Annotated in this window: 27 protein-coding genes; 4 read left to right on the plus strand and 23 right to left on the minus strand. The window is 62.3% G+C overall.

Translation table 11 applies throughout. The features are described 5' to 3' along the window. Positions 1–30 precede the first annotated feature (30 nt). Positions 31–2,448, minus strand: coding sequence for an aminotransferase class III-fold pyridoxal phosphate-dependent enzyme (locus tag ABID16_RS20240; protein ID WP_354558182.1), 2,418 nt, complete (start codon positions 2,446–2,448; stop codon positions 31–33). A 348-nt stretch (positions 2,449–2,796) separates the two neighbouring features. On the opposite strand from ABID16_RS20240, the gene ABID16_RS20245 reads away from it, so the two are divergent. Beyond that, positions 2,797–3,894 carry a polyamine ABC transporter substrate-binding protein gene (locus tag ABID16_RS20245; protein ID WP_354558183.1) on the plus strand — a complete coding sequence of 366 codons (1,098 nt, stop codon included), beginning with the start codon at positions 2,797–2,799 and terminating at the stop codon, positions 3,892–3,894. Positions 3,895–4,034: 140 nt separating this feature from the next. Here ABID16_RS20245 and ABID16_RS20250 read toward each other — a convergent pair whose 3' ends face one another. From ABID16_RS20250 to ABID16_RS20295, 10 genes are all read right to left on the minus strand, one after another. Next, positions 4,035–5,081, minus strand: a complete 1,047-nt coding sequence (locus ABID16_RS20250; RefSeq protein WP_354558184.1) for a phosphatase PAP2 family protein — start codon at positions 5,079–5,081, stop codon at positions 4,035–4,037. 187 nt (positions 5,082–5,268) lie between these two features. Then, positions 5,269–6,051, minus strand: a complete 783-nt coding sequence (locus tag ABID16_RS20255; protein ID WP_354558185.1) for an SDR family NAD(P)-dependent oxidoreductase — start codon at positions 6,049–6,051, stop codon at positions 5,269–5,271. Between the two features lie 4 nt (positions 6,052–6,055). Then, positions 6,056–6,904 (minus strand): fumarylacetoacetate hydrolase family protein, encoded by an 849-nt coding sequence (locus ABID16_RS20260; RefSeq protein WP_354558186.1) that lies wholly within the window; start codon positions 6,902–6,904, stop codon positions 6,056–6,058. Then, the gene (locus tag ABID16_RS20265) at positions 6,904–7,329 is read right to left on the minus strand and encodes a cupin domain-containing protein (RefSeq protein ID WP_354558187.1); all 426 of its coding nucleotides are present in this window, start codon (positions 7,327–7,329) and stop codon (positions 6,904–6,906) included. The genes ABID16_RS20260 and ABID16_RS20265 overlap by 1 nt, the downstream gene beginning before the upstream one ends. 57 nt (positions 7,330–7,386) lie before the next feature. Beyond that, positions 7,387–7,782 carry a RidA family protein gene (locus ABID16_RS20270; protein WP_354558326.1) on the minus strand — a complete coding sequence of 132 codons (396 nt, stop codon included), beginning with the start codon at positions 7,780–7,782 and terminating at the stop codon, positions 7,387–7,389. After that, positions 7,775–8,194: an acyl-CoA thioesterase gene (locus ABID16_RS20275; RefSeq protein WP_354558188.1), complete on the minus strand. Its 420-nt coding sequence runs from the start codon at positions 8,192–8,194 to the stop codon at positions 7,775–7,777. Before ABID16_RS20275 ends, ABID16_RS20270 begins: the two co-directional genes overlap by 8 nt. Before the next feature lie 27 nt (positions 8,195–8,221). Then, complete coding sequence (locus ABID16_RS20280) at positions 8,222–9,007, minus strand: SDR family NAD(P)-dependent oxidoreductase (RefSeq protein ID WP_354558189.1); 786 nt, start codon at positions 9,005–9,007, stop codon at positions 8,222–8,224. 7 nt (positions 9,008–9,014) lie between these two features. Next, positions 9,015–11,330 (minus strand): bifunctional salicylyl-CoA 5-hydroxylase/oxidoreductase, encoded by a 2,316-nt coding sequence (locus ABID16_RS20285; protein WP_354558190.1) that lies wholly within the window; start codon positions 11,328–11,330, stop codon positions 9,015–9,017. A 107-nt stretch (positions 11,331–11,437) separates the two neighbouring features. Continuing rightward, a complete protein-coding gene (locus ABID16_RS20290) occupies positions 11,438–11,962 on the minus strand; it encodes a flavin reductase family protein (RefSeq protein ID WP_354558191.1) in 525 nt (174 codons plus the stop codon). Between the two features lie 445 nt (positions 11,963–12,407). After that, positions 12,408–13,526, minus strand: a complete 1,119-nt coding sequence (locus ABID16_RS20295) for an LLM class flavin-dependent oxidoreductase (RefSeq protein WP_354558192.1) — start codon at positions 13,524–13,526, stop codon at positions 12,408–12,410. A gap of 175 nt (positions 13,527–13,701) precedes the next feature. Between ABID16_RS20295 and ABID16_RS20300 the strand changes: the two genes are divergently transcribed. Next, positions 13,702–14,271, plus strand: a complete 570-nt coding sequence (locus ABID16_RS20300; RefSeq protein ID WP_354558193.1) for a winged helix DNA-binding protein — start codon at positions 13,702–13,704, stop codon at positions 14,269–14,271. Positions 14,272–14,422: 151 nt separating this feature from the next. Here ABID16_RS20300 and ABID16_RS20305 read toward each other — a convergent pair whose 3' ends face one another. Beyond that, positions 14,423–15,130 carry a hypothetical protein gene (locus tag ABID16_RS20305; RefSeq protein ID WP_354558194.1) on the minus strand — a complete coding sequence of 236 codons (708 nt, stop codon included), beginning with the start codon at positions 15,128–15,130 and terminating at the stop codon, positions 14,423–14,425. Between the two features lie 304 nt (positions 15,131–15,434). Between ABID16_RS20305 and ABID16_RS20310 the strand changes: the two genes are divergently transcribed. Further along, complete coding sequence (locus ABID16_RS20310) at positions 15,435–16,193, plus strand: YoaK family protein (protein WP_354558195.1); 759 nt, start codon at positions 15,435–15,437, stop codon at positions 16,191–16,193. Positions 16,194–16,256: 63 nt separating this feature from the next. On the opposite strand, the gene ABID16_RS20315 is transcribed toward ABID16_RS20310, so the two are convergent. From ABID16_RS20315 to ABID16_RS20325, 3 genes are all read right to left on the minus strand, one after another. Further along, complete coding sequence (locus ABID16_RS20315; RefSeq protein WP_354558196.1) at positions 16,257–17,495, minus strand: styrene monooxygenase/indole monooxygenase family protein; 1,239 nt, start codon at positions 17,493–17,495, stop codon at positions 16,257–16,259. Between the two features lie 175 nt (positions 17,496–17,670). After that, positions 17,671–18,456: an SDR family oxidoreductase gene (locus ABID16_RS20320; protein ID WP_354558197.1), complete on the minus strand. Its 786-nt coding sequence runs from the start codon at positions 18,454–18,456 to the stop codon at positions 17,671–17,673. Positions 18,457–18,512: 56 nt separating this feature from the next. Continuing rightward, positions 18,513–19,028: a flavin reductase family protein gene (locus ABID16_RS20325; protein WP_354558198.1), complete on the minus strand. Its 516-nt coding sequence runs from the start codon at positions 19,026–19,028 to the stop codon at positions 18,513–18,515. Between the two features lie 166 nt (positions 19,029–19,194). Between ABID16_RS20325 and ABID16_RS20330 the strand changes: the two genes are divergently transcribed. Continuing rightward, positions 19,195–20,184, plus strand: coding sequence for an AraC family transcriptional regulator (locus tag ABID16_RS20330; protein ID WP_354558199.1), 990 nt, complete (start codon positions 19,195–19,197; stop codon positions 20,182–20,184). Between the two features lie 9 nt (positions 20,185–20,193). Here ABID16_RS20330 and ABID16_RS20335 read toward each other — a convergent pair whose 3' ends face one another. From ABID16_RS20335 to ABID16_RS20370, 8 genes are all read right to left on the minus strand, one after another. Then, positions 20,194–20,502, minus strand: coding sequence for a type II toxin-antitoxin system RelE/ParE family toxin (locus ABID16_RS20335; RefSeq protein ID WP_354558200.1), 309 nt, complete (start codon positions 20,500–20,502; stop codon positions 20,194–20,196). Between the two features lies 1 nt (position 20,503). After that, a complete protein-coding gene (locus tag ABID16_RS20340) occupies positions 20,504–20,749 on the minus strand; it encodes a type II toxin-antitoxin system ParD family antitoxin (protein ID WP_354558201.1) in 246 nt (81 codons plus the stop codon). An 81-nt stretch (positions 20,750–20,830) separates the two neighbouring features. After that, the gene (locus ABID16_RS20345; RefSeq protein WP_354558202.1) at positions 20,831–21,379 is read right to left on the minus strand and encodes a VOC family protein; all 549 of its coding nucleotides are present in this window, start codon (positions 21,377–21,379) and stop codon (positions 20,831–20,833) included. 14 nt (positions 21,380–21,393) lie between these two features. After that, positions 21,394–22,239, minus strand: coding sequence for an ATP-binding cassette domain-containing protein (locus ABID16_RS20350; RefSeq protein WP_354558203.1), 846 nt, complete (start codon positions 22,237–22,239; stop codon positions 21,394–21,396). Position 22,240: 1 nt separating this feature from the next. Further along, positions 22,241–23,113 (minus strand): ABC transporter ATP-binding protein, encoded by an 873-nt coding sequence (locus ABID16_RS20355; protein ID WP_354558204.1) that lies wholly within the window; start codon positions 23,111–23,113, stop codon positions 22,241–22,243. After that, positions 23,110–23,955 (minus strand): ABC transporter permease, encoded by an 846-nt coding sequence (locus tag ABID16_RS20360; RefSeq protein ID WP_354558205.1) that lies wholly within the window; start codon positions 23,953–23,955, stop codon positions 23,110–23,112. Before ABID16_RS20360 ends, ABID16_RS20355 begins: the two co-directional genes overlap by 4 nt. 43 nt (positions 23,956–23,998) lie before the next feature. Further along, a complete protein-coding gene (locus ABID16_RS20365) occupies positions 23,999–25,009 on the minus strand; it encodes an ABC transporter permease (RefSeq protein ID WP_354558206.1) in 1,011 nt (336 codons plus the stop codon). A gap of 111 nt (positions 25,010–25,120) precedes the next feature. After that, a complete protein-coding gene (locus ABID16_RS20370; RefSeq protein ID WP_354558207.1) occupies positions 25,121–26,656 on the minus strand; it encodes an ABC transporter substrate-binding protein in 1,536 nt (511 codons plus the stop codon). Positions 26,657–26,806 lie beyond the last annotated feature (150 nt).

Genomic DNA, 26,806 nt, shown 5'->3' on the forward strand with positions numbered 1-26,806 from the left:
TTTTTTTATTCTCAATCTCGGGGTGCTCCGTCAGGCGGCGGCGGAACGCAGGTCCGCCGGCACCTCGCTGAGCGCCCGATCCAGCGCGTCCACGCAACGCGCCGCATCGGCGAGGCTGAAGACGAGCGGCGGCCGGATCTTGATAATATTCCCGTGCGGCCCCGTCGAGGAGACGAGGACACCGAGCACCTTCATACGCTCGCGCACCCAGCGCGCGGCATACTTGGCCGGCCCCTTTGTGGTGCGGTCCGTCACCAGTTCGACGCCGAGGAAGAGACCGCGGCCCTGGATCTGGCCGATGATCTCGTGCCGCTGCATCAGGCCGTGGAGTTCCTTGATCAGCCATGCGCTGCTGCGCGCCGCATTGCCCTGCAGGTCTTCGCCGATCAGCACATCGAGACAGGCGTTTGCGACAGCCGCCGACACCGTGTTGCCGCCGAATGTGTTGAAATAGCCGGTCTGTTTCTGCACCGCTTCGGCGATCTCGCGCCGGGTGGCGACGGCCGCGACCGGATGGCCGTTGCCCATCGGCTTGCCCATGGTCACGATATCGGGCTGGACGCCAAAAGCCTCAAAGCCCCACATATGCGTACCCGAGCGCCCAAAGCCCATCTGCACTTCGTCCGCGATCACCAGCGCGCCGACCTTCTTCGCCGCCTCGTAAGCCAGCTGCATGTAATCCGGCGGCGGCACCAGTGCGCCATTGGCGTCGAAGATGGAATCGATCATCAGGCCGGCCATGCCCGGACCCCTGGCCGCGAGCGCCTCGGCGGCAGCCGTGACATGGTCGGCATATTTCCGGCCGGCATCGTTGACGTCTTGGCCGTAAAGCCCGCGATAGAGGTTCGGCGGCGGCACGGTTTCGACCCAGCTCGGCTTGTCCTTGATGTCGTAGTCGATCAGCGATAGCGGCGTGACCGTCGTCGTATTGCCGTGATAGCTGTTCTCGGTCACCACCACGCCCTCGTTGCCCGAGATCATGCGCGCCATGCGCACGGCCAGATCGTTGGCTTCCGAGCCGGTGCAGACGAAGATGAGCGTGTCGAGATGCGCCGGCAAGGTGGCCGAAAGCCGTTCGCCCAGCCGCACGATTTCCGGATGCAGGTAGCGCGAATTGGTGTTGAGCATGCTTGCCTGCCGCGTCAGCGCATCGAGCACATAAGGATGGCAATGGCCGACATTGGCGACATTGTTGTAGCAGTCGAGATAGTCCTTGCCCGCTGCATCATAGACCATGCAGCCGCGCCCGCGTACCAGTTCCAGCGGTTCGTTGTAGAACATGTAGGTCCTGCCGAGCACGGCCTGGCGGCGTTCCAGCAGCGCCGGTGCCGACGCCGTGGGCGAAACGGCAACAGCCTCGCTCGTCGGCACGACGGAGGGCATGACGCCCCTGACGAAATCAGGTTCGGAAACGGCAGCAAGCTTCAGGATCGCCCGGATATAAAGCGCCTGCAGTGCCTCGAGATCGTCATCCTGGCGGCCATGCACGGCCGTCTGGTAGGAAACGAGACCGACCTGCAGCAGGAGCCGCGCCAAAACGAGGCTTCTCAGGATCGCCAGATCATCCTGTTCCAGCGGCATGAAGCGCTGATAGCCGCGCACGAGGCAGTTGGCGGCAAAGACCGGATCGGGCGTCCAGTGGATGAGCGAGGCGACGGAAACGGCGAGATCCTGCGCAACCGGCCCGAAGATCATGTCGCCGAAATCGATCACGCCTTCGACGCTCAGCGACGGGTCGAGCTTCACCAGAACATTGGACTCGTGGAAGTCGTGATAGATCACCTGTGCCCGCAACTTCGGCAGCCTGTTCGAGAGCACATCGGAAATCTGCGGCAGCAGGTCTTCCAGCAGCGGCGCGATCGGGGTCGGCATATGCGCGTGGACTGCAGGCGAAAAGAGCAGGCCGCTGCGGATATCCCACGGCATGACGCTGGAGGCGCCGCGGCCGGCAAAACCCTGAAGGGCGCGCGCCAGCCGTCCGCTGGCCCGGCCAAGCGCGATGAGGTCTTCCGCGTTCAGTGACCGGCCGGTTTCCTGCAGCTGGTCGAAAAGGATTGTTCCCTTCACGAAGGTCAGCACGCGCAGCACATGGCTCACGCCTTCCTTATCGAAGATGTGTGACATGGCTTCGCCGGCCAGCGTGCGGCGCAGACGGGGCGCCACGAGGCCCGGATCGACGCTGGCAATGTGCTCCAGCGCCTCCGTCTGGAAACGAAGGCTTTCCATCGGCTCGGTCGGCGCGGCGATCTTGACCACGAAGGCCGCACCCTCGCCTATCGTGAGGCGGAAATTCTGCTCCCGCTCGCCACCGAGCTGCTTCCACTCTCCGGTGAGGCCATAGACCTCGGCGACACGCGCCCGGATCATTTCCAGCGGCAGGTTCGGCGCCTTGATCCCGGCCAGCATGGCCTCGATCGTCGGGTCCTTCATCATCGGCTGCGTGTTCAAGTCATAACCTCACGAACTGGCGAAAAGGGGAAAAGCCTGCGGCCCAAAGGCCCCGGAAGATCGCTCCCCGGCGCCAGCCATCCCCCATGGATCATGGTATTCTCACATGCCCTTACTTCGCTGCAAATGGGTCAGGGCCGGAGTTCACTTCGTGATAATTCAAACTGAATTCAATCGTCGTTGCCGTTGTTGAACTTTTCAGACCGTTTGTGCCGCCATCGTGTCTCCGCGATTTCAGGGCCGCAACCCTCTCATGCTTCGGCAATGTCCGAAGTCTCCTCCTGAACAATACGATTTTTGATCAAGTCTTGCATGTGGTCCATTCGACCGACAAACAGGGGAACCATCATGCGGACCATCATCAGCAAACTTGCGCTCGGATTGCCTCTCGCAATCCTCTCGGCTGTCCCGGCACACGCCGAGGACAGGGTCGTCAATGTCTATAACTGGTCGGACTATATCGACGCGACGATCCTGACGGATTTCACGAAAGAAACCGGGATCAAGGTTGTTTACGACACCTACGATTCCAACGAAATCGTCGAAACCAAGATGCTGACCGGCGGCTCCGGCTATGACGTCGTGGTGTCCAGCGGCCCGTTCCTCGCCCGCCAGATCCAGGCCGGTGTGTTTCGGACGCTCGACAAGTCCAAGCTGCCGAACCTTGCCAACATGTGGCCCGACATCATGACCCGGCTCGCCCAATACGACCCCGGCAACGCCCATGCCGTCAACTACATGTGGGGCACGACCGGCATCGGCTACAATATAGACAAGGTGAAGGCCGCACTGGGTGATGTGCCTCTCGACAACTGGGATATCCTCTTCAAGCCGGAAAATGCCGCCAAGCTGAAGGACTGCGGCATCAATATCGTGGATTCGCCGGATGAAGTCCTGCCGGTGGCGCTGAACTATCTCGGCAAGGCCCCGAACAGCAAGGACAAGGCCGATCTTGAGGCCGCCGCCGCCGTCTTCGCGAAGATCAGGCCCTATGTCCGCACCTTCAATTCGTCTTCCTACATCAACGATCTGGCCAATGGCGATATCTGCATTTCGATCGGCTGGTCCGGCGACGTGCTTCAGGCCCGCAATCGCGCCACGGAGGCCAAGAACGGCGTGAACGTCGGCTACGTGATCCCCAAACAGGGCACATCCGTCTTCTTCGACAATCTCGCGATCCCGGCCGACGCGAAGCATGTGGAGGAGGCGCATGCCTTCATCAACTACCTGATGCGGCCGGAGGTCATCGCCAGGTCGTCCAACTTCATACAGTCGGCCAACGGCAATCTCGCCTCGCAGAAATTCATCGATGAGGCGATCATCAAGAACCCGTCCGTCTATCCGAATGAAGAAACCTTCAAGCGCCTCTTCGCCATCACGCCCTCGGGCCCGAAGGAGCAGCGCATCACCACCCGGCTCTGGACGCAGATGAAAACCGGCCAGTAAGCAAGGGACCGCCTCTGCGGCGGCTGGCGCTGGAGCATTTCCGATGAAAACCGGATCACCTGAAATGCTCTATCTCTTTGTTTTTTCGCAGTCCGAACGCAAAACCGCTGACGCACTTTTGCTGGACGTGCTCCAGGGTCTCATGGCCCGCGCCGCGAGGTGTCTGGCATCAGTGGCAGGCCGTAAAATCGGCTGAGCGCGATCCAGAATGCGCTGACGAGGATCAGGGAGACGTCCCCGTCGATGGCATAGTGCCAGCCGCTATAGATGGAACCGAACTGGATGATGACCGCATGGCTCCAGCCCAGCATGGCCCAGCGGCGTCCGAAGCCCGACAGAAACCAGGCCGAAAGCGTGGCGACGGCGACATGAACGCTCGGGAAGGCGGAAATGCCCGCCGCGAAGGCCAGCTGCTTGCCGCGATAGGCATCCAGCAGATAGCCTGAATAGCCCAGAATGTTGCTGATGTAGGGGTTGCCCTGGATCGCCGGCTTCAGGTTGATGAACTGCGGCGCATGGGGATAGAAGTCCGTGTAGAAAATCGGACCGACGGAGGCGAACAGGGTCGCCAGCACCGTTCCCAGAACGGCATAGACGAAGAACAGGCCCCACGCATAGCGATGCAGCCGTGCGCCATCGACAAAGATCAGCCCGCTCAGCATGCCGAAAAGCAGAACGGCCGGCCAGACGCGGGTGTAGAAGAAGTCGACCACCAGGCCAACCTGCGGCGGCACTTCATGCATCAGGCGCCAGGCGTTGCGGCCATAGAGGAAACGGTCGATTTCCGCCAGATACGGGTCGGCGTAAAAGGGAACGACGGTCGGAATATTGATCTTGTAGGTCGAATAGGCGCTCAGGCCGAGAATGAACATGAAGAGGCCGCCGACGATGAAGCGTCCCCGGCGCGCAAGCCTCTCCCTCAGCGCCTCAATCGGCCGATCCGGGGCCTTGATCAGCCCTTCGAAACACACGACCAGAACGATGAAGGCGAGTGAAAAGGCGAACATTTCCGACATGGTTGTAACCACCATGGGCCAGAAGATGTCTGGATAAAGAACGCCGGCGCCCAGCGTATAGACATTGACGACGATCAGGAACGGCATCCAGGAGCGCTCTTGCGAGGCGCGCACCTGCGACGCGGCCCGGCCGGTCGCAACGTCTACCCTGAAAAAATCGGTCGAGAGCATCAGTCGCCCAAAAATTTCAATATTTTCTGGGTGCTACTCCTGCCTTATAATCCTTTCGATTTGCTAAATCCGCACTCGCGAAATCTCTTATAAGTTGCGTATCACCCGCACGAAATGCGGCGAGGTCGGCGCGGGTACTCCGCACCGGCCTCCAGGTTGAAACCCAATCGGGCACTTGCCGATACAGCTATTCCGCGAAGATGCCCGTTTCGGTGGCCACGCGACGATAGGCAGCCCCCGCGGTGAAGCCGCCATCGATGACGAAGTCTTCGCCTGTGATGAAGCTCGATGCGTCAGACGACAGGAAGAAGACGAGATCGGCGATCTCTTCCGGCTTGCCGGCGCGCTTGAGCGGCGTGATGCCGATCATAGGCTTCAGATGCGGGCTCGCCGCATTGAGGCCGGTGACGACGAGGCCGGGGCAGACGGCGTTGACGCGGATATTCTTCGGTGCAAGCTCCATGGCAGCACTCTTGGTCAGGCCGCGAAGGCCCCATTTGCTCGCCGTATAGGCCGGGTCGTAATGGCCGGAATAGCCGCTGTTGGACGAGATGTTGACGATCGCGCCGCCGCCGGTCTCCGCCATCAGCGGACTTGCCGCCTGGATACCGAGGAAGGAGCCGGTGAGGTTGACGCGCAGCACCCGTTCCCAGGCTTCGAGCGACGTGGTCTCGACCAGCGTCCGGTTGATGATGCCGGCATTGTTGACCAGCACGTCGAGCCGGCCCTTCCACGATTTCGCCAGATCGATGACGGCGGCCCAACTGGCCGGGTCCGTCACATCGAGGCGGATGAAGCGGGCCTCCTTGCCCTCTTTCGTCAGTTCCGCCGCCAGCGCCTCGCCTTCGTCCACGAGAACGTCGGCGATGATGACCGCCGCGCCCTTCGAGGCGAAGAGGCGGATTTCCGCCGCGCCCTGTCCGCGCGCGCCGCCGGTGACGATGACAAGCTTGCCTGCAAAATCGCTCATGGCTTTAGTCCTTCGCTTCAATGGTTTGCTGGCGCTGGTCGCCCAGACCCTCGATGCCGAGCGTCATGACCTGGCCCACCTTGAGGAAGACCGGTTCCGGCTTGATGCCGAGGCCGACGCCCGGCGGCGTGCCGGTGGCGATGATGTCGCCCGGCTCCAGCGTCATGAACTGGCTGATATAGCTCACCAGATGGCGCACACCGAAGATCATGTTGGCGGTGGTCCCGGTCTGGCGGCGCACGCCGTCGACATCGAGCCAGAGCGCAAGGTTCTGCGGGTCCGGCACCTCGTCGCGCGTGACCAGATACGGGCCGATGGGGCCGAACGTGTCGTGGCTCTTGCCCTTCGTCCACTGGCCCCCGCGCTCCGACTGGAAGGCGCGTTCGGACACGTCGTTGACGACGCAATAGCCGGCGACATGGTCGAGCGCCTTGTCTTCGCTGACATATTTCGCCCGTGTGCCGATGACGATGCCGAGTTCGACTTCCCAGTCGGCCTTGACGGAGCCGCGCGGAATTTCCACCTCGTCATTCGGGCCGACGATGGCGCTGGTCGCCTTCATGAAGAGGATCGGCTCTTCCGGCGGCGCTTTCCCGGTTTCCTTCGCATGGTCGCTGTAGTTGAGGCCGACGCAGATGAACTTGCGTGTGCCGGCCACGCAGGGACCGATCCTGCCGGGGGAAACCTCCGGCAGGGTCTTTAAGTCAGCGGCGGCGATGCGGGCAAGGCCCGCATCTGAAAGGACATCGCCGCCGATATCGGCGACAAGGCCCGAGAGGTCGCGGATCTTGCCGTCGCTATCCACAAGGGCGGGCTTCTCGGCGCCCGCCGGGCCATGACGCAGGAGCTTCATCAGGCGCGCCGGAAACCGACGAGGATCGAATCGTCCACGTCCGGCAGGTTGATGACGATATTGTCCGGCGTGCGCGTGGTCATCCAGACCAGCTCTTCCGTGGTCGACATGTTGACCTCGATATGCGGCCAGTAGGGCGGCACGAAGATGAAGTCGCCTTCTTCCATGTCGAGATATTCCTGCCAGTTCTCGCCGAAATAGATGCGCGCCTTGCCCTTCAGCACATAGCCGCCGGTTTCGGCTTCGCCATGGTGGTGCGGATAGGAGCGGTAGCCCGGATCGTTGGAGACCTTGCCGAACCAGATCTTGGTGGCGGGCGTGTGCTGCGGGCCGACGCCCGAAATGCGGATGCAGCCGCCGGACTGGCCGGTATTCTTGTCTTCCTGGCCCTTGCGGGTGATGACGGGCATGACGGTATTGGACATGGTTTCCTCCTGGGATTTGAGTGGTTTCTGCATTTCCACGGGGATGGAATGTATTCCTCAATCCGGAACGACGGCGAGCGCCTGGATTTCAACCTTGGCGCGGTCTTCCATCAGCGCGACGACCTGAACGGCTGCCATCGGCGGGAAATGCCGGCCGATGATCTCGCGATAGGCCGCGCCGATTTCCTTCATGCGCGACTTGTAGGCCTCGCGGTCGGTGAAATACCAGGTCATCTGGATCAGGTGTTCGGGCTTGGCACCGGCCTTTTCCAGCACGCTGACGATGTTGATCAGCGTCTGGCGGACCTGATCGACGAAGTCGTCGGAGTGGAACAGGCAGTTCTCGTCCCAGCCGACCTGACCGCCGACCTGCACGATACGGCCGCGCGCGGAAATGCCGTTGGAATAGCCGACGGGCTTGGCCCAGCCATCGGGTTGAATAATTTCATGCAGCATCTTTTGGCTCCAGATAGCGTGTGAGGCCAGCGCGGATATCGTCCGGCCAGGCGCGGGATTTGTGGTCTTCTGTGGAGGTGAGAACGATGCGCTGGCGCACCGTCCAGATCATGTCCTCGCCGACGCGAACATCGGTCTCGAGGTCCAGCGACGAGCGGCCGATGGCGCGGACATGGACGGAGAAGTCCAGAACGTCGCCATAAACGGCCGGCTTGATGAATTGAAGGTTCATGGTCACGGTCGGCAGGCCGAGACGGCGCTCGAACATGATCTCCTTCCAGGTGATGCCGAAGGAGGCAAACATCGCCTCGTTGACGTCCACCAGATAGGACAGATAGGCCGGGTGATAGGCGATCCCGGTCAGGTCGCAATCGCCGAAGCGCATCGGCTTGGATATCTTGAATGGCATCTCGTTCCCTCTCAGGTTTCTTATCTGTCAGCCCGCCAGCACTTCGCCGCCGGCGACCGCAATCGCCTGACCGTTGATCGACCGTGCTGCCGGTCCGCAAAGCCAGGCGACCGTGTCGGCCACCTCGGCAGGATCAACCAGCCGGCCTTGCGGATTGTGTTTGGTGAATTCGGTCATCGCCTGTTCCGCCGTCCGGCCGGTCTTGGCGACAATCGCCTCCACCGAGCGGGCAATGATCGGCGTATCGGTAAAGCCGGGGCAGACGGCATTCACCGTCACGCCGGTTTTCGCCAGTTCCAGCGCCAGCGCCCGTGTGAGCCCGACAACGCCATGCTTGGCGGCGCAATAGGCCGAGACGTAAGCATAGCCCGTAAGCCCCGCCGTCGAGGCGATGTTGACGATGCGCGCGCCCTGGCCGAAGGCTTTCAGATCCGGAAGCGCCGCTTTCGTCACATTGAACACGCCCGTCAGGTCGACGCCGATGACCTTTTCCCAAAGGTCGAGCCCGGTCTTCTCGAACGGCGCGCTCGGGGCCTCGCCGGCATTGTTGACGAGAATGGAGACCGGGCCGAATTTCGCCCGCGCCGCCTCGAAACCGCGCGCAATGGCTGCCGGATCGGTGACATCGACGCCGGAGACGGCCAGCGTCCGGTCAAGACCAAGCTCGGCGGCCAGAGCCTCCAGCGGCTCGGCGCGGCGGCCGGCCAGCGTCAGCAGCGTGCCCTCGCCCGCAAGTCTGCGGGCAATGGCCGCCCCGATGCCGCTGCCGGCGCCGGTGACGAGAACGTGCCTGTTTTCAAGCGCGCGGGCCACGTCAGCCTCACTTCGCCGGAGCGGTCGCACGGGCGAGGTTCGCCTCGTACTGATACTTGCCCGACACATATTGCTTGGGCCATGCGACACTCTTCAGGCCGATCTTGGCCGCCTCGTGCAGCGCCCAGGCGGGGTCTGCCAGATGCGGGCGGGCGACAGCGCAGAGGTCGGCGCGACCGGCGGCGATGACGGAGTTGGCATGGTCGGCTTCCGAGATCGCGCCGACTGCAATGGTCGGAACATGGATCTCGTTGCGGATCTTGTCGGAGAAGGGTGTCTGGAAGAGACGGCCATAGACCGGCTGTTCTTCCTTCCACACCTGACCCGACGAGCAGTCGATGAGGTCGGCGCCGGCATCCTTGAACATCTGGGCGAAGATCGCGGCATCGTCCGGCGTGTTGCCACCCTCGAACCAGTCATGGCAGGAGAGGCGCACCGAGAGCGGCTTGTCGGCCGGCCAGGCGTCGCGCACGGCGCGGAACACTTCCAGCGGATAGCGCGCCCGGTTCTCGTGGCTGCCGCCATATTCGTCCTCACGCCGGTTGGTCAGCGGCGACAGGAAGCTGGACAGGAGATAGCCGTGGGCGGCGTGGAATTCGAGCCAGTCGACACCGGCCTCAACCGCGCGCTTCGTGGCGGCGACGAAATCGGCCTTGACGCGATCCATGTCGGCCCGGTCCATCGCCTTCGGCACCTTGCTGTGCTTGAGGTAAGGCAGCGCCGAGGCCGAGAGGAGCGGCCAGTCGCCGCTTTCCAGCGGCTGGTCGATGCCTTCCCAGGCGACCTTGGTCGCACCTTTTCGACCCGCATGGCCGAGCTGCATGGCGACCTTGGCATTGGAATTGCCATGAATGAAGGCGACAAGCCGCTTCCAGCCTTCCATCTGTTCATCGTTCCAGATGCCAAGGCAGCCGGGGGTGATGCGCGCATCGGGCGACACGCAGGTCATTTCGGCAAACACGAGGCCCGCACCGCCGAGCGCACGGCTGCCGAGATGCACCATGTGGAAGTCATCGAGCAGACCGTCCCTGGCCGAATACATGGCCATGGGCGAGACGACGATGCGGTTCGGCAGCGTGAGCCCGCGCACCTTGTAAGGCGTGAACATCGGCGGCAGGCAGCGCTCGCCCTCCTGGACATTGAGGCCCTGCCTGGCGGCAAACCACCGCTCGTAGCCTTCAAGCCAGGTCTTGTCGCGCAGGCGCAGATTTTCATGGCTGATACGCTGCGAGCGGGTCAGCATCGAATACATGAACTGTTCCGGCTCCAGCGTGTCGGCATAGCGCTGACCGACGACCTCGAACCATTCCATGGCGTTGCGCGCCGCATTCTGGATGCGGGCGACATCGACGCGGCGGATTTCCTCGTAGCTCGAGAGAACGCCGGGGATCGCATCCTTGCCATGGCCGGCAATGTTGAACTGGTTGGCGAGTTCGATGGCGTCATCGATGGCGAGCTTGGTGCCCGAGCCGATCGCGAAATGGGCGGTATGGGCGGCGTCGCCCATCAGCACGACATGCGAATTGCCGTTGAAATGGCTCCACTTGCCGCAGATGAGGCGGCTGAAATTCAGCCAGGCCGAGCCGCGCAGGTGGCGGGCATTGGTCATCAGCGACGAACCTTCGAGGCTTTCGGCGAAGAGGTCTTCGCAGAACTTGATCGACTCGTCCTGCGACATCTCACCCAGCTTGTGGGCCTGATAGGCCTCTTCCGTCGTCTCCACGATGAAGGTCGAGGTCTTGTCGTCGAACTTGTAGATATGCGCCTGGAACCAGCCGTGATCCGTCTTGCGGAAATCGAAGGTGAAGGCGTCGTAGAGCTTGTTGGTGCCGAGCCAGATATAGCGGTTCGGGCGCACCACCATGTCGGGCTGGAAGATCTCCGCATATTTGTTGCGGATCTTGGAATTGAGACCGTCCGAGGCAATGACGAGATCGGCATCCGGGAAATCGAGATCGCTATCGACATCCGTCTCGAACTTGAGTTCGACGCCCAGCGCTTCGCAGCGGGCCTGCAGGATATTGAGCAGCTTCTTGCGGCCGATGCCGACGAAACCGTGGCCGGAGGTGCGCTGTCGCGTGCCCTTGAAGAGCAGTTCGATATCGTCCCAATGGTTGAACGAGTCCTCGATTTCGGCCGCACTTTCCGGGTCCCAGACGCGCATGGACTGCATGGTCTGGTCGGAGAAGACGACGCCCCAGCCGAACGTGTCATAGGGCTTGTTGCGCTCGACCACGGTGATGTCGTGGGCGGGATGAAGCTTCTTCATCAGAAGTCCGAAATAGAGGCCAGCCGGGCCTCCGCCGATGCAAACGATGCGCATTTTCGCGTTCCCTTCATTCCAGAATTTATTTTAAGTTTAAAGTATCCAGAGATGCTTTAAGCGTCAAGCAAAAAATGCCGCCCAGTCATCCTGTCGGAGAGGTTTGTTCAAACGCCTGAAACGACGCGATTTTCCGCTGTCAGCGGCCGGTAGTCGCCCTGCCAGTAGACCAGCGCCGCGCTGGCATCGCCGATCGCCACCGAGCGCACGCGGCCGATGAGGATGGAGTGGGTCGTCCACTCGATCATGTCCTGGATCTCGCAGTCGATGGCGACCGCAGCGCCTTGCAGAAGCGGCGCACCGGTCTCGCCCTTGCGCCATGTCCCGAGCGCATAGCGCTCCGCGCCCTTCACCCCGCCCTTGCCGCTGAACCGCTCGGCAATCGCCTTCTGGTCGGGCCGGAGCGCGTTCACGCCGAAGTGCCGATAGCGTTCGAAAAGCGGCCAGGACGATGCACTGCGATTGACGCAGACGAGCATCGTCGCGGGCTCGACGGAGAGCGAGACGGTGGAGGTCGCGACCAGTCCGGAGCGCTCATCGCCCTCCCCCACCGTGATGACGCTGACATTGCCGGCGAAACTGCGCATGGCCTGGCGGAAGGTGTCGGACATGTCGTGGTTGGTGAGTTTCATGGTGGGTCCCCTATTCTTTTCTGGACGTGGGTGTTTGTCGTGACGGGTTTTGGTCTGGCGCAAGTCGGCAAAAAGACCCCCTCTGGCCTGCCGGCCATCTCCCCCACAAGGGGGGAGACGACTCGTGGCACCGACCTGCCCCATGGCGGAGGACACGGACGAGGCGCTCTCAGGTTCGACGCGTGGCACCCCTAGGCACGACGGTCACTCTCCCTCCCCCTTGTGGGGAGGGTTGGGGAGGGGGCTGTGCCTCAAACTCTGCCGCTTCAGATTGAAGACGTCCCCTCTCCTCCGTCATGCCGGACTTGATCCGGCATCCAGTCAGCCCGCGTCTGCGGGCTGGAAGGCCCTTCCTTAAAGAGTCCTCTTGCGCGATAGACATCGCGCAGCTGGATCCCGGCTCAAGGCCGGGATGACGGTGGTGGGTGGGGCACACGCTGCAGCCTCAGGCAGCCTTAGCCGCCTTGGTCACAGCCCGCCGAATACCCGCGCTTTCCAGCATCGGCAGCACGGTGTCGCGGAAGTAGGGGAACTCTTGCGCATAGTCGACGAAGGAAAGCGTCGTGCCGTTGAAGCCGGCCTTGTGGAGCGCGATCAGCCCCTCGGCCACCTGTTCCGGCGTGCCGACCAGCGGGAAGCCGCCGTGGCCGGCGGCCATGCGGTCGCGGATCAGCGCGAGAAGATCGTGCGGGAAGGAATGCGCGTGCGCAAACTGCAGCCGAACGAGATTGTCGACGGCGTCCCAATCGGCATTGTCCTGGCCGAAATGCTGCAGATAGTCCTTCGCTTCTTTCTCCGTGGGACGGCAGACGACATGGCTGAAGGTGAGCACGCCCACCTTCTTGCCAACGTCGCGGGCCTGCTGCTTCAGGGCCGCAATCTCTTCGCCCGAGCGGGAGAGATCGATGGCGGGCGTGAAGAGGAAATCGGCATTCTTCACCGCGAACGCCCGGCCTTCGCCGGAGCCTGCGGCATTCAGGATCGGCACCTTGCGCGAGGGGCGCGGGTCGCCGAGGATGCCCTTCAGCTTGAAGAACGCGCCGTCCCAGTCGAAGGTTTCGGTGCGCGACCATAGCGCCTTGATGACGTCGAACCACTCCTGCGCATAGGCGTAGCGCTCTTCGTGGCCGGCGGGCAGATCGAGGCCGAGCGCCTTGTATTCCGGCTCGTTCCAGCCGGCGACGATGTTGAGCCCGATGCGGCCCCGGCTGATCTGGTCGATGGTGGCGATCTGCTTGGCAACGACGGCCGGGTGGTTGGCCGCCGTGTGGATGGTGGCAAACACATTGATGTTCTGCGTGCTGGCCAGAAGCCCGGCCGCCCAGGTCATGGTTTCCAGCACACCGCCATGGAAATTGGTCTCGCCGCCATAGCCGATCCAGCGGGCGATCGGCAGCATGAAGTCGATGCCGGCATCGTCGAGCAGGCGGGCGAGCTTCAGATTGTTGTCCCAGGAATTGACCCAGCGCTCGGGCACTTTGGTGACGGACATGCCGCCGGAGCAGTTGGACGCGAAGGTTCCGAGCACGAATTGGCCTTCAGCGAACATCGAGTTCTCTGTCATGGTAGTTCCCCAGAAGATTTGTTAGAATTTACGATAGAAAGTTTATTTGAAGTCTAAACTTTGTCAACGGTCAAATTCGCGAACCGCTATTTTTCCGCGCGCGCCGGCAGGCCCTTGGAGCCGCCGCCGTGGCGCGGTTAATGTCGGGGTCATGAGTCGGTTGCAGGAGCGGGACATGCAGGACAAGAGCGGGAATGCCGGCAAGGGAGCCGATGGGGAGAAGGACAGCGGCCTCGACCGGCACTGGCATCTGGCGCGCACACGGGGAGAAATGGATGTCGCCGAGCTGGAATATGCGTTGATGCGCACCTTCGAGGCCTTCGGCCGCTGGCAGACGGAATGTCTCGCCACCGTTCTCGACCTGACCGCGAGCGGCCCGGAAAACGCCATGCTGCACATCATCCGCATGAATGACCGGCCGAAAACGCTGAAGGACATCGCCCGCCTGTCCAACCGCGAGGACATTCCCAACATGCAATACAGCCTGCGCAAGCTCATCGGCGCGGGCCTTGTCGAGCGCACCGGCAGCGGCCGCGCCGGCGTCACCTACACCGTCACCCAGGCCGGCCGCGACGTCACCGACCGTTACGCCGACATCCGCGCCTCGCTTCTGGTCAAGGCCGTTCAATCCGTGCCGAACCTCGGCAAGCGGCTGGAAGATGCGACGGAAACGCTGGATCTGCTGACGGGGATTTACGAGCAGGTGGCACGGACGGCCGCGACACATAGGAGGCTGCCGCGGTGAGTGCTGAGGCGTGACGGAGGCTCTACCCTCCGCCGTCATGGTCGGGCCTGTCCCGACCATCTGCCCACGCCGAATTCCTGCTGCAACGTCGTTTGCTTGGCCTCTTTAGCAGATCCTCGGACAAGCCCGAGGATGACGGCGGGCATGTTTGTCAGCTCCGAGTCCCTGTCAATTGTTGTTCTTCCAACTCGGGAATGTCTGCGAGATTGTAAGGCTTGTCGGTTTCCACGCTTGCCTGCATTACTAGCCTGACATCGTTCTCAGTTAGAGTGCTAGCTTGTACTAAAAAGTTCTCTTCATTCAAATGTGCAGGTGCGTACAGAAGAAAGAAGTCGTTCCAAAACCTGACGACTACATCAAGCAGTTGGCCTAAAGGCATCCAGCGAAGCTCACCAGCTGATTCGCCGTTGTCAATGAGAAGAACAGCGTTATCGCCCGTCATATACGGCATGGGTCCGTCCCAAGAACCACTATCAAAACCTGCGTCGGCTTTATCAAAAGCGAACGGCAGGGCGCTAACCTTTAAAGCTTCAAAGGATTTCGGACGGCCGAAATGTTTCGTACCGTTCGCGAGTTCTTCAACCCAATGAAACCAAACGCAAGTTCTAAACAGCCATTTCTGAAAGCTATTTTTATCATGCAGTGCTAGCTTTGACTGGAGGCTGGCGTCTTCCTTTAGCCAGTCACTCCATACCCAATCATGCATATGATAGGCTGTAAGCACACAATTGAGCGCCAGTCTCGACGAGCCCGGATCCTTTTTCCAATCAGCAAAGTCGCCTTCTAGTTTGTTCAAGAAATCCCGTGAGTTGGTCATTCCGAAGATGCTAGGCTTTACGTTGGATTTGCGGCGGCTCATTGCACCGACCCTCCCCTATTTCAGCTCACGATGACATTTGGAGAAGAAATTACAAGAGTTTCGCGCATATAAAACCGCTGATACGCGGCGAAGCGTTCGCCTTACCACGGGAGGAAACCCTTTCGCCGCGAGCTGTGTAAGATAGGTGCTGGCCACTCCCCGCATGCACTTGTGGGCGGCGGCGTAGATAAGGCATAGGGCGCCCCTTCCGAACCTCATTTTTCGCCCCACATCAACATTGCGACCCACCCCCAACGGGTGTATGCGCCGATGATCCTTTGAAGTCGCCGAGAAAGAACACCGCATGCTCTTGCAGCAAGGCCAAGCCCGTGATGAACGCGTTGATCTCAACCTCGCGGTGACGCTGGCCGGAACGGCAGGTGCGCTCAATGCGGCGGCATTTTACTCGGTGGGCTTCTTTTCCGCGAACATGACCGGGAATGTCTCGACCCTCTCGGATCATCTCGCCATCGGCCAGTGGCAATCCGCGCTCTTCTATTTCAGCATCGTCTTCGCGTTCATCTTCGGGGCCTGTGTCTCGACGCTGCTGATCAACACCGGGCGGCGGCGGCATATCCATGGCATCTACGCCTACAGCGTGTTGACGGAAGCCATTCTGCTTGCATTGCTCGGCTGCGCCGATCTCTGGCTGCTCGAGGCCTGGCGCACACCGGTTGTCGTGCTGGGCCTGGCCTTTCTCATGGGCCTGCAGAATGCCGTGGTGACGCGGATTTCCGATGCCCGTGTGCGGACCACACATGTTTCGGGCATGGCGACCGATATCGGCATCGAACTCGGCATCGCACTCGATATCCTGCGCGGGCGCGATCGCGAAACGGATGCGGCGCATAACCGCTCGAAGCTGCGCCTGCATCTCTATACGATTTCCGCGTTCCTGCTGGGCGGCGTTCTTGGCGTCGTGGCCTATCAGGCCATCGCCGGCTGGCTGTTCATGGTCGCAGCAGGCCTCCTGTTTGTGATTTCATTGACCGGGATTTCGCGGTCGCGGCGCATCGCCGGCCGCAACGGGTCATCCGATTTCGCGACGGAGTCCGGGGACTGAGACAACAAAAAAGGCCGCGTCGAAACGCGGCCAAGGGTTCGCTTGTGTCCAGAGAGGAGAGCCTTACGCGGCGAGCCGTGTAAGGTAGGCGTCCGCCTCTTCCGGGACGGCGAACCAGGGGAAAAAGTCCCGGGGGTCGTTGAAGCCGTTGGCGATGCGCTTGGCGAGGTCCGGATAGGCCTGTGCCGAGCCCATGATGTTCAACACATGCGGCGGCGGCGGCATCAGGAGCGCGTTGGTCCAGCCGACGACGAACTGGGCATAAGACCAGTAGGCTTCGAAGGTCGCGACCATGAAGGCCTCGTCGAAGGCGCGGTCGCCGTGGGCGAGGATCGCGTCCATATAGGCCTTGGCGCATTTGGAGGCGTTGTTGGAGCCCTGGCCGGTGATCGGGTCGTTGAGGCAGACGGCGTCCGCCATGCCGAGAACGATGGCGCCGGAGGGCAGGCGGCCGACAGGCTTGCGCACCGTGGGCGGGAAGGCCCCGGCGAGGATGCCGTTATCGTCGGTGAGTTCGATATTGTGGCAGCGCTCGGCTTCCCAGGGCGTGAAGGTCTCGAGGATCCACTTGGACTTCGCCAGATGCTCTTCCGGCGACTTGACGTCTTTCCAGCAGTCCATCGGGCCGCCGGGAATGCCTTCGAACACCATGATGTCGCAGGGGCCGGTGGTCGTCAGCGCCGGGAAGGTGAAATATTCGCCGACCGTCGGGATGAGGTTGAAGTTGACGGCCGAATGGTCGGGGCGCTTTTCCATGCCCTTGACATAGGTGAGCGCCAGCGCGCGCTGCGGCTTGTCGAAGGGCGAGCGGGTGGCGTCGCGCTCGAACATCTTCACAATATCGCCCTTGCCGGCGGCGACGATGACGAGATCGCTCTGCTTGGCATAGTTTTCGAGATCTTCAATGCCGGCGTCATGGATGATCATCTCGCCGCCCTGACGGACAAATTCCTGCATCCAGCGCGGAATCTTGACGCGCTGGTCGACGCTCTGCGCGGCGTGATCGAGCTTGCCGTTCCAGTCGATCGCCTTGGCGCCACCGCCATCCGGCGAAGGCACGGTGAAGCTGATGGAGTCAACCGTCGGGCATTCGGCTTCCCAGAAATTGATGCCGAGGTCGCGTTCGTTCTGCAGCGCCTGATCGAACATGCACTGGCTGGACATCACCTTGCCCTTCTCGATGTCATCACCGGTGCGGTTCTGCACGATGCGGACTTCGTGGCCGGCCTTCAGCAGGCCGATGCCGAGCTGCAGGCCGGACTGGCCGCCGCCGACGATGGTGAAATGTCTGGATTTCGTCATGTCATTCCCCTTTCTTTGCGTGTGTTCAATTGTCGTTGAGAAGGCCCCTCACCCCGCCTCCGCTTCCGCTCGGCGACCCTCTCCCCAAGGGGAGAGGAGGTCCGGCGGCGTTGCGGCTCCACCCCTTCTCCCCTCGGGGAGAAGGTGGCGCGCAGCGCCGGATGAGGGGTATTCATCACTCCATCAGGCGCGGGATGGCCGGAACGTTGGTTTCCGGTCCCATCGCCGTGTAGCCGCCATCGACGCGGATATCCGTGCCGGTGATGAAGCTGGCATTGTCGGAGAGCAGGAAGGCGATGGCCTCGCCCACTTCGCTCGGGCTGCCGGTGCGGCCGAGCAGGTGGAAGTCCTTCGCCACGGCGTCCGCCTTGGCGCGCGTGTCATGCGTCAGTTCCTGCATGATGTTCGACCAGGTCCAGCCAGGCGACACGGCGTTGACGCGGATGCCCTCGGGCGCCAGATCCATCGCCTGGTTGCGTGTCAGTTGCAGGATCGCGGCCTTGGACACCGGATAGACCCAGCGGCCAACTTGAGCCACGCGGGCCGAGATGGAGCCGAAATTGACGATCGCGCCCTTGTTGGCGGCCAGATGCTTGCGCGCCGCCTGCATCAGCATGACGGAGCCGACGATGTTGACGTCCAGCGCCTTCAGCCAGTCGCCGCGTGTCGTGTCCGCGCCATTGTCGAGATAGGTGCAGGCGACATTGACGAGGAAGTCGAGACGGCCGGTCTTTTCCACCGTCGCCTTCACCAGCGCCTCGATTTCGGCGTCGCTGGTAATGTCGGTGGCGATGAAATGCGTGTTGCCGCCAACCTTGGCCGCTGCCTTCTCGCCGACTTCTTTATTGATGTCGGCAATGACGACCGTCACGCCATAGTTTTTCAGAACCTCGGCGATCCCCTGTCCGATCAGCGTCGCGCCGCCGGAAATGATCGCAGTTTTCCCGTTCAGTCCATTCATGATGGCTTCCCCTGTCTATTGAACGATGTCGTTCTAACGATGTCTTTTGTGATGGCTCAGGCCGCAGCAGAGGCGGTTGCTGCCGCGAGGCGGGCGGTCAGGAACGCACCGTCGCCATAGATCAGCGGCGGCGTTTCGCCATCCGCGCAGCGGGTCGAGACGACCTCGCCGATGAGGATCATGTGCGTGCCGAATTCGTGGATCTCGGCGAGCTTGCAATCGAAGGAGACGGAGGCATCGGCCAGAACCGGCGCGCCGGTGCCGTCATCGATCCAATCGCCGACCGTGAAGCGATCCTCGCGGGCGTGGCCGGTGCGCCCGGCAAAGGTCTCGGCGACCGGGCGCTGGTCCTCGGCGAGAACGTTGACGGCGAAGACGCCGCGATGTTCAACGACGGCCGCGATGGAGGTCGAGCGGTTGACGCAGGCAATCAGCGACGGCGGCTCTGTCGAGAGCGAACAGACAGCGGTCGCCGTGATGCCGCAGCGACGGCCGTCGGCATCCAGCGATGTGATGATGGTGACGCCCCCTGCAAGACGGCGCATTCCGGCACGAAAGAGATCGCTTCCCATGACCTTGTTCCCGTTTTCTGAGCCGTCTTTGTCGATGGCTTTTCATTCATTTTATGTTTAAACTAATCATGAACCGGATTTGACAATCGGCAATCCACTTTGCGCGAGGCCTTGTCCACTTTCGGCAGATATGGTTTGATTTCGGCTCGTCACGGGGAAACCGCCGATGTTCGATGCGCAGGAAAAGCCTCTTCAGCATCACGGTCTGGTCGACACCCGCGCCGTCGATGAAGCGCGCGATGCCATCGGCCGCATCTTCTGTCCCCACTTTCTCAATGTCCGCGACCGCAATGGTTATGGCTTTCATGCCGTGCACAATGCGGTGGAGCAGCCGGGCTATTCGGTGAACTTCGTCGCCTACGGCGCGGAAGTGGAGATCGATCCCGGCGAGCTGTCCGATTTCTTCCTGCTGCAATTGCCGGTCCATGGCGCCGCCCATGTCCGCTGCGGCACCAGCGCCGTCGATGTCGCCGCCGGTCAGCGCGGCTCGCTCCTGTCGCCGACGCTGGCGTCCCGCATGGTGTGGAAGGACGATTGCGAAAAGCTGATCGTGCTGATGCGCCGCCGCATGGTCGAGGATTTCTTCGAGACGCTGACGCATCGCGCGCGCGGGCCGATCGAATTCGACCCCTCGGTCGATCTCACAAGCCCTGTCGGGCGCAGCATCCTGTCGCATACCCGCATGCTGGTGGAGGCGGCGGAAGGCGGCGCGGCGCTGCCGGACGCCTATCGCAGGATGCTGCGCGACGGGCTGATTTCGCTCATCCTCAACGGACTGACCGGCAATTTCTCCTCAACCCTCAGCCAGCCCGCCATCGACCCCGGCTCTGCCGCCGTGCGCAAGGCGGAAGATTTCATCCGCGCCCGCGCGGCCGAAAACATCTCCATGGCCGACATCGCCACCGCCGCCGGCATCCCGCTGCGCACGTTGCAGGAAAGCTACCGCAAGGCCTTCGGCCGCACGCTCTCGGATGGCGTGCAGAAGGCGCGGCTTGAGAGTTTGCGCAACGCGCTGCTCAAGCCCACGCCGTCGCTCAATGTGGCAGATGCCGTGCTGGCATCAGGCTTCGGGCATCTGGGACGGGCGGCGGCCGCCTATCGCGAGGTCTATGGGGAGAGCCCGTCGGAGACCTTGCGACGGGTGCGGGGGCGGTAGTCTCGCCTCTCATTCGGTATCGTCGAAATAGGCATCGATGTCGCGATGCCCCTCCAGAATGTTGACGACCTCAAGCCTGTCTCCGACATAGCGGAAGAAGATCACGTAGCCCCGGAAGGCAAAGCTGCGCATGTCCTCGCGCAATTCCGGGCGTGGGCGGCCCATCGTTCCGGGAAGGCCCGCGAGATGCCGGCATTTCAGCCGGAGGGCTGCGACGAAATCCTGGCCTGTCTGGAGTGACGCGCTTTGCGTCGTGACGTAACGGAGGATGTGAACGAGGTCATGTCTGGCGCTGTCGAGAAATATCAACTGCGCCACATCAGAAGCCCTTGGCCCGCAATGCTTTGGCTTCCTCCGCCAGTGCCGCGTCAATGTCGCCGTCACCATTGTCGCCGCCGGCGGCGATGGAGGCGTTGAGATGGTCACGCAGCGCGTTCAGCCGCGCTTCGCGCTCCTCGACGAGGCGCAGACCCTCGCGCACGACTTCGCTGGCCGAGCCATAGCGTCCTTCGCGGACGGTCTGCTCGACAAATTTTTCCCAGCGCTCGCCCAGTGAAACATTCATCGCAGTCTTCTCCTTCGACGGTCTTAAAGATACGCCGATAACAGAAACTGCGCAATAAATGCTATTTGCGAAAACTTTCCCTCACGCCCCCGGCTTTTCCGGGTTCCACAGCAACACCTTGCTCGTCGCCTCATAGGCCATCCCCTTGGGATAGCTGATCGCCTCGAACTGCAGGCCCCACGGCGCCTGGAAATAGAGGATGGACTGCCCGGCAATCGGGCCGTCCTCAATAGGCAGTGGGCCCAAGCGCGTTTCGACGCCCATGTCGTCGAGATAGGCTTTGGCGGCGGCGATGTCGCGGACGTAGAAGGCGATGTGGAAGGCGCCGATGTCGCTGTTTTTCTGTTTCAGGTCGCGCTGGTCGGGGGCGGAATACTCGAAGAGTTCGAGGTTCGAGCCATTGCCGCAGCGGATCATCGCAACACGCTCGATGCGAGCGCGCGGGTGGACGCCGAGCGCGTCCGTCATGAAGCTGCCCTCCGGATCGCCGATGGGGCCGAAGGTGAGAACATGGGTGCAGCCGAGCACGCGGTCGAAGAAGTCGATCGCCTCGTCGAGGTTCGGCACGGTGAGGCCCGTGTGGTCGTGGCCGACGAGGCCGGGCAGGCCCTTGGTCGTTTGAACGGTCATGGCAGGTCCTCCGGTCAGGCTGCGTTTTCAAGATTGGGAGCCGGCCGCGTCAGCCAGCCGTCGTCGATTTCGGGCAGCGGAATGGCATCGAGCAGCAGGCGCGTATAGGGCGATTGCGGGGCGTCGAAAACGGTTTCGCACGGGCCCTCCTCCACCACCTCGCCGAAGCGCATGACGGTGACGCGGTCGCAGACGGCGCGGATGACGGAGAGGTCGTGGCTGATGAAGGCCATGGCGAGCCCCATTTCCTTGGACAGCGCCTTGAGGATGTTGAGCACCTGCGCCTGCGTCGACACGTCGAGACCGGAAACGATCTCGTCGGCGAGCACGAAATCCGGCTTCATCAGCACGGCGCGCGCGATGCCGACCCGCTGGCGCTGGCCGCCGGAAAGTTCATGCGGCGCGCGCTCCAGCGTGACGGGCGCAAGCGACACGCGATCGAGGATCGCCCGCACCTGCCGTTCGGCATCGCGCCGGTCGGTGGCAAGGCCGTGCAGGAAGAGCGGTTCGGTCAGGATCCGGCGGATCGTGTGGCGCGGGTTGAGCGAGGCCATCGGGTCCTGGAAGATCATCTGCATGCGCCGGCGCAAGGGGCGCATGGCGTCGGGCGAGAGGTTCGTGATGTCCTGCCCGTCGAACCGGATCGTGCCGCCGGAAACGGGCACGAGCTTCAGCAGCGCCCGGCCGAGCGTCGTCTTGCCCGAGCCGGATTCGCCGACAATGCCCACCGTCTCGCCGCGCCGGATCGCCAGATCGACGCCATGCAGCACGCGCACGCCCGGCCGGCCATGGCCGAAAAGACCCTTGCTCATGCCATAGGTGACTTCGATGCCCTTCGCTTCAAAGAGAAGATCGCTCATCTCACACTCTCCTCTCGGCAATGCCGACTTCGGCGCGCAATTGGCGGAACACGGCTTCCGGCACGGGCTCCAGCCCGGCATTCGGCCGGTCATAGCGCGGGCCTGCGGCAATTAGCGCGCGGGTATAGATGTGTTTCGGCGCGGTCAGCATGTCGGCAGTCGCGCCGTCCTCGATCACCTTGCCGGCATAGAGCAGGGTCACGCGGTCGCAGATTTTCGCGACGACGCCGAGATCGTGGGTGACGAAGATCACCGCCGTGCCATGCGCCTCCTGCATGCGGCGGATGAGGCGCAGGATTTCCTTCTGCACCGTCACGTCCAGGGCCGTCGTCGGCTCGTCGGCAACGACGAGCTTCGGGTTCAGCGCGAAGGCCGAGGCAATGAGAATGCGCTGGCGCATGCCGCCGGAGAGTTCATGCGGATAGGCGTTCAGCACCCGTTCGGGATTGCGGATCTGCACTTCGTCGAGAAGCTGCAGCGCGCGTTCGTGTGCCTGCGCCTTGCTCATCCCGAGCTTAAGCCGCAGCCCGTCGGTCAGCTGCGCCTCGATGCGCCGGGCCGGGTTCAGCGCCGTCTGCGGGTCCTGCGGGATCAGGGTGATGTCGCGGCCCATGATGTCCGAGAGTTCGCGGCGCGGCATGGCGAGCAGGTCGCGTCCCTCGAAGCGGATGAAGCCGCCGGTGACCTTCACCGTGGAGGGCAGGATGCCGAGCAGCGCCTTTGCAATGGTGGACTTGCCGGCACCGGATTCGCCGACGAGGCCGCGAACCTCGCCCTTTTCTAGCGTCAGGGACACGTCGCGCAGTACGGGCGCGCCGCCGTCGCGGGTGGAAATGGCGCTCAGGCCTTCGATAGCAACAAGTGGTTGGGTCATCGGCGCATCACCGGGTCGAGCGCCTTGCGCAGACCGTTGCCCAGCTGGTTGAAGGCAAGAACGGTGGCGAAGAGCGCGATGAGAGGAAAGACGAAAACCCACCAGCCCTGATGGATCATCTGGCGGCCTTGCGCGATCATGCCGCCCCAGGTCGGGATGTCGGAGGAGAGCGACAGACCGACAAAGGACAGGATCGCCTCGACAATCACGGCGATGCCCATTTCGAGGCTGACAAGGGCGATGAGGACCGGCGCGACATTGGGCAGGATTTCGCGCCAGAGAATGTGGCTGCGGGAAAAGCCGATGGTTTCGGCGGCCATCACATAGTCAAGCTGCGCCTGCGCCATCGTTTCGGCCCGCACCACGCGACAGAAGCGCGTCCAGTCGATGATGACGATGGCGGCGATGACCGAATGCAGGCCCGAACCCAGCACCGCGACGAGCAGAACCGAGAGCAAGACCGGGGGGAACGCCATCCAGATATCGACGAGGCGCGAGATGATCCGGTCCGCCCAGCCGCCATACCAGCCGGCGGCGAGCCCCATCAGCGTGCCGATGATGGCCGAAAGGCTGGCGGCGACGAAGGCGACGGTGAGCGCAATGCGCGAGCCGTAAAGCACGCGCGAGAGCACGTCGCGGCCGAGATCGTCGGTGCCGAGGAAGTAACCCGGCTCCGCGCCGGGATAGTTGGCGGGCGGCATGTTGCCGAGCATCAGGTCCTGCTCCAGCGGGTCCTTCGGCGCGATAAAGGGCGCGAAGATCGCGATCAGCAGCAGCAGCAGCAGGAAGCCGCCGGCGATCACCACCCGCGGTTCACGCAAAAGCGGTTTGATGTTTTTCATCGGCAGGCTCCGGAGGGGGACGGGGGCGTCCGTGGTTGCGATCTCAGCCATGGGCAGCGCCCCGCGGATTCAGCCAGGCGGCGATGAGATCGACGAGAATGTTCACGAGAATGAAGATCGCGCCGAAGGTCAGCACGATGCCCTGGATCAGCGGCAGGTCGCGGTTGATCACGGCGTCGATCGCCATGTTGCCGAGGCCGGGATAGGAGAAGATGCGCTCCACGATGACCGTGCCGCCGATCATGAACGTGAACTGCACACCGGTCAGCGTCAGCGTCGGGCCGACCGCATTGCGCAGCGCCTCCTGCAGCACGAGGCGGAGCGGCGACATGCCCTTGAGACGCGCCAGCAGCACGTAATCCTGCACCATGGCTTCGGCCAGCGCCTCCTTCAGCGTTCGCACGACGATGGCCGCGAGCGGCAGGCCGAGCGCGAGCATCGGCATGACCATATGGGAGATCAGGTCGCCGAAGGCGGAAAACTTGAGAGTGACGAGGCTTTCGATCAGGTAGAAATCCGTTTGAAAATTGGTCGAAAGCGTCGGGTCGATGCGGCCCGACAGCGGGAACACCGGCCAGAACACGCCCAGCAGCAGCACCAGCGCCAGCGCCCAGACGAAATCGGGCACGGCGAGAAACAGGCCGTTGACGAAATCCAGCGCCGGATCGAGCGCGGTGCGCCGCGCCAATGTCCCGAGCGTGGCGATGATACCACCGGCCAGCACGCCGAAGACGAGGGCGGCAAAGGCGAGTTCCAGCGTCGCCGGCAGGCGCTCGCCGATCAGCTCCATGACATCGCGGCGTTGCGAGATCGAGGTGCCGAAATTGCCTTTCAGCACATCCATGAACCAGATGCCGAATTGCTGCGGCAGGCCGAGATCGAGGCCGTAATGGGCGCGGAGCGCTGCAATGTCGGCCGGCGTCGCACTCGGCGAGATCATCATGGCGATCGGATCGCCCGGCACAACGCGCAGCAGACAGAAGACGATGACGGCGACGCCGGCAAGCGTCAGCACCGCCATGAAAAGACGATTGAGAAGATCGGAAGCGGTCATGATGAAACCTTCCTGTTGCCGTCAGCGCCGGCAAGCTAGCCGGGCGCACGGGTCTGCGAACAGGGGGAAGCAGCGCCGCGCCATCAAGGGTACGACGCTGCCTTCTTGATGTCAGGCTTTGGAGACCAGCGTCGGCTGGAGCGCGCTCGAGACGTTCGGCGTCACCTTCAGCGAGGACTTGAAGACGATGGGCTGCACATATTGCAGAAGCGGGATCACATAGCCCTGCTCGGCAATATACTTGTCGACGGCCTTCCAGCCGGCGATGCGCTTGGCCTCGTCCTTTTCGCCCCAGAGCGGACCGATGAGCGCGTCGACGTCGTCCGTCTTCCAGCCGGAATGCGGCGACTTGGAGAACATGGCAAAGCCGGTCGAGGTCGTCGGATCGCCGATCGCATTGCCCCAGTTGTAGAAGGCGGCGGGTGCGAGCTTGTGGCCGGCGCGGAGTTCGAAATGCTTGGCGATTTCGTAGACTTCGATTTCCGCCTCGATGCCGACCTTGCGCCACATGCCGACAATCGCCTGGATCATCTCGTAATCCTTGGGCTTCAGGCCGCGCGTGGTCTGGATCTTGAACTTGACCGGCTTGTCCTTGGAATAGCCCGAAGCCTTCAGGAGCGCGACGGCCTTGTCCGGATCGTAAGCGACCTTGATCGACGGATCGAAGGCGGCATATTCCGGGGCTTCCAGCGTGTCGATCGGCACGCCATAGCCGCGCAGCAGCTTCTTGACGATGCCGGCCTTGTCGATGGCGTGATGGGCAGCAAGGCGCACATTCTTGTCCAGCATCGGCTCGACATTGGTGATGAAGATCATGCCGATATCGGAGATCGGCGAGGAAACGCCGGCATAGCCCTTCTTGGCCTTCAGACGGTCGAATTCCTCGTAAGGAATTTCGAGCGTCACGTCGGACGAGCCGCTCTCGATTTCGGCGACGCGGCTGGTCGGGTCGGTGACGAACTTGAAGATGACCGTCTCGAAGGCCGGCTTGCCGCCCCAGTAGTTCGGGTTGGCCTTCAGACGCAGGAAGGAATTGCCCTCATAGGCGTCGAACATGTAGGGGCCGGTGCCGATCGGCTTCTTTTCGAAACCTGCAGCACCCACCTTTTCATAATAGGCCTTGGGCAGGACGAAGCCGGTGAGGAAGGCCATCCACTTGAAGATGGTCGGGTCGAAGGAAAGAACGTCGGCGGTGATGCGCTTGCCGTCCACCTTGTAGTTGCCGATGCCGGCCCAGACGCTGGCCACCGGGTTGCCGGTCTCGGGCTTGCCGGCGCGGGTCAGCGACCAGACGATGTCTTCGGGCGTGAAGTCCGAGCCGTCATGCCACTTCACGCCTTCGCGCACATCCATCCAGACCTTGGTCTTGTCGTCGTTCCAGCCCCAGGCCGTCAGCAGGCCGGGCTCAAACGACAGGTCCGGCTTCTGGCCGATATATTGATCGTAGATGGAGCGATAGATCGCCTGGATCGCCGGGTTCACGCCCGACAGTCCCACCGTGCCGTCGAAGGACGGCAGGTTCGAGTTGAAGGCAATCGTCAGAGTGTTCGTTTCGGCGGCCTGAACCGGGATCCGGCCGGCGAGAATGCCGGTCAGAACGGTAGCCGCACCCAGTCCCAGTACGCCACGACGCGTCATGTCAGTCATTTTGGACTCCTATGTTCCCCTTGACGGAATTCCGGTGGTTTCCGGATTTTGTGATTGTTTGAAACTTAAAATGAAAATCCGGATTTTGACAAGGGTCGTTTGGCGCATTTCTTAAAAATAATATGAAATGGAATATTTCCTCCCCGCCGC

This window comes from Limnomicrobium aquaticum (assembly GCF_040545545.1).
GTDB lineage: Bacteria > Pseudomonadota > Alphaproteobacteria > Rhizobiales > Rhizobiaceae > Ensifer_A > Ensifer_A aquaticum.

Bases quoted from the DNA above. Each gene is read 5' to 3' on its own strand.
- ABID16_RS20245 (WP_354558183.1), top strand. From the start codon at position 2,797: ATGCGGACCATCATCAGCAAACTTGCGCTCGGATTGCCTCTCGCAATC.
- ABID16_RS20250 (WP_354558184.1), bottom strand. From the start codon at position 5,081: ATGCTCTCGACCGATTTTTTCAGGGTAGACGTTGCGACCGGCCGGGCC.
- ABID16_RS20255 (WP_354558185.1), bottom strand. From the start codon at position 6,051: ATGAGCGATTTTGCAGGCAAGCTTGTCATCGTCACCGGCGGCGCGCGC.
- ABID16_RS20260 (WP_354558186.1), bottom strand. From the start codon at position 6,904: ATGAAGCTCCTGCGTCATGGCCCGGCGGGCGCCGAGAAGCCCGCCCTT.
- ABID16_RS20265 (WP_354558187.1), bottom strand. From the start codon at position 7,329: ATGTCCAATACCGTCATGCCCGTCATCACCCGCAAGGGCCAGGAAGAC.
- ABID16_RS20275 (WP_354558188.1), bottom strand. From the start codon at position 8,194: ATGCCATTCAAGATATCCAAGCCGATGCGCTTCGGCGATTGCGACCTG.
- ABID16_RS20285 (WP_354558190.1), bottom strand. From the start codon at position 11,330: ATGCGCATCGTTTGCATCGGCGGAGGCCCGGCTGGCCTCTATTTCGGA.
- ABID16_RS20290 (WP_354558191.1), bottom strand. From the start codon at position 11,962: ATGAAACTCACCAACCACGACATGTCCGACACCTTCCGCCAGGCCATG.
- ABID16_RS20295 (WP_354558192.1), bottom strand. From the start codon at position 13,526: ATGACAGAGAACTCGATGTTCGCTGAAGGCCAATTCGTGCTCGGAACC.
- ABID16_RS20300 (WP_354558193.1), top strand. From the start codon at position 13,702: ATGCAGGACAAGAGCGGGAATGCCGGCAAGGGAGCCGATGGGGAGAAG.
- ABID16_RS20305 (WP_354558194.1), bottom strand. From the start codon at position 15,130: ATGAGCCGCCGCAAATCCAACGTAAAGCCTAGCATCTTCGGAATGACC.
- ABID16_RS20310 (WP_354558195.1), top strand. From the start codon at position 15,435: ATGCTCTTGCAGCAAGGCCAAGCCCGTGATGAACGCGTTGATCTCAAC.
- ABID16_RS20315 (WP_354558196.1), bottom strand. From the start codon at position 17,495: ATGACGAAATCCAGACATTTCACCATCGTCGGCGGCGGCCAGTCCGGC.
- ABID16_RS20320 (WP_354558197.1), bottom strand. From the start codon at position 18,456: ATGAATGGACTGAACGGGAAAACTGCGATCATTTCCGGCGGCGCGACG.
- ABID16_RS20325 (WP_354558198.1), bottom strand. From the start codon at position 19,028: ATGGGAAGCGATCTCTTTCGTGCCGGAATGCGCCGTCTTGCAGGGGGC.
- ABID16_RS20330 (WP_354558199.1), top strand. From the start codon at position 19,195: ATGTTCGATGCGCAGGAAAAGCCTCTTCAGCATCACGGTCTGGTCGAC.
- ABID16_RS20340 (WP_354558201.1), bottom strand. From the start codon at position 20,749: ATGAATGTTTCACTGGGCGAGCGCTGGGAAAAATTTGTCGAGCAGACC.
- ABID16_RS20345 (WP_354558202.1), bottom strand. From the start codon at position 21,379: ATGACCGTTCAAACGACCAAGGGCCTGCCCGGCCTCGTCGGCCACGAC.
- ABID16_RS20350 (WP_354558203.1), bottom strand. From the start codon at position 22,239: ATGAGCGATCTTCTCTTTGAAGCGAAGGGCATCGAAGTCACCTATGGC.
- ABID16_RS20355 (WP_354558204.1), bottom strand. From the start codon at position 23,113: ATGACCCAACCACTTGTTGCTATCGAAGGCCTGAGCGCCATTTCCACC.
- ABID16_RS20360 (WP_354558205.1), bottom strand. From the start codon at position 23,955: ATGAAAAACATCAAACCGCTTTTGCGTGAACCGCGGGTGGTGATCGCC.
- ABID16_RS20365 (WP_354558206.1), bottom strand. From the start codon at position 25,009: ATGACCGCTTCCGATCTTCTCAATCGTCTTTTCATGGCGGTGCTGACG.
- ABID16_RS20370 (WP_354558207.1), bottom strand. From the start codon at position 26,656: ATGACTGACATGACGCGTCGTGGCGTACTGGGACTGGGTGCGGCTACC.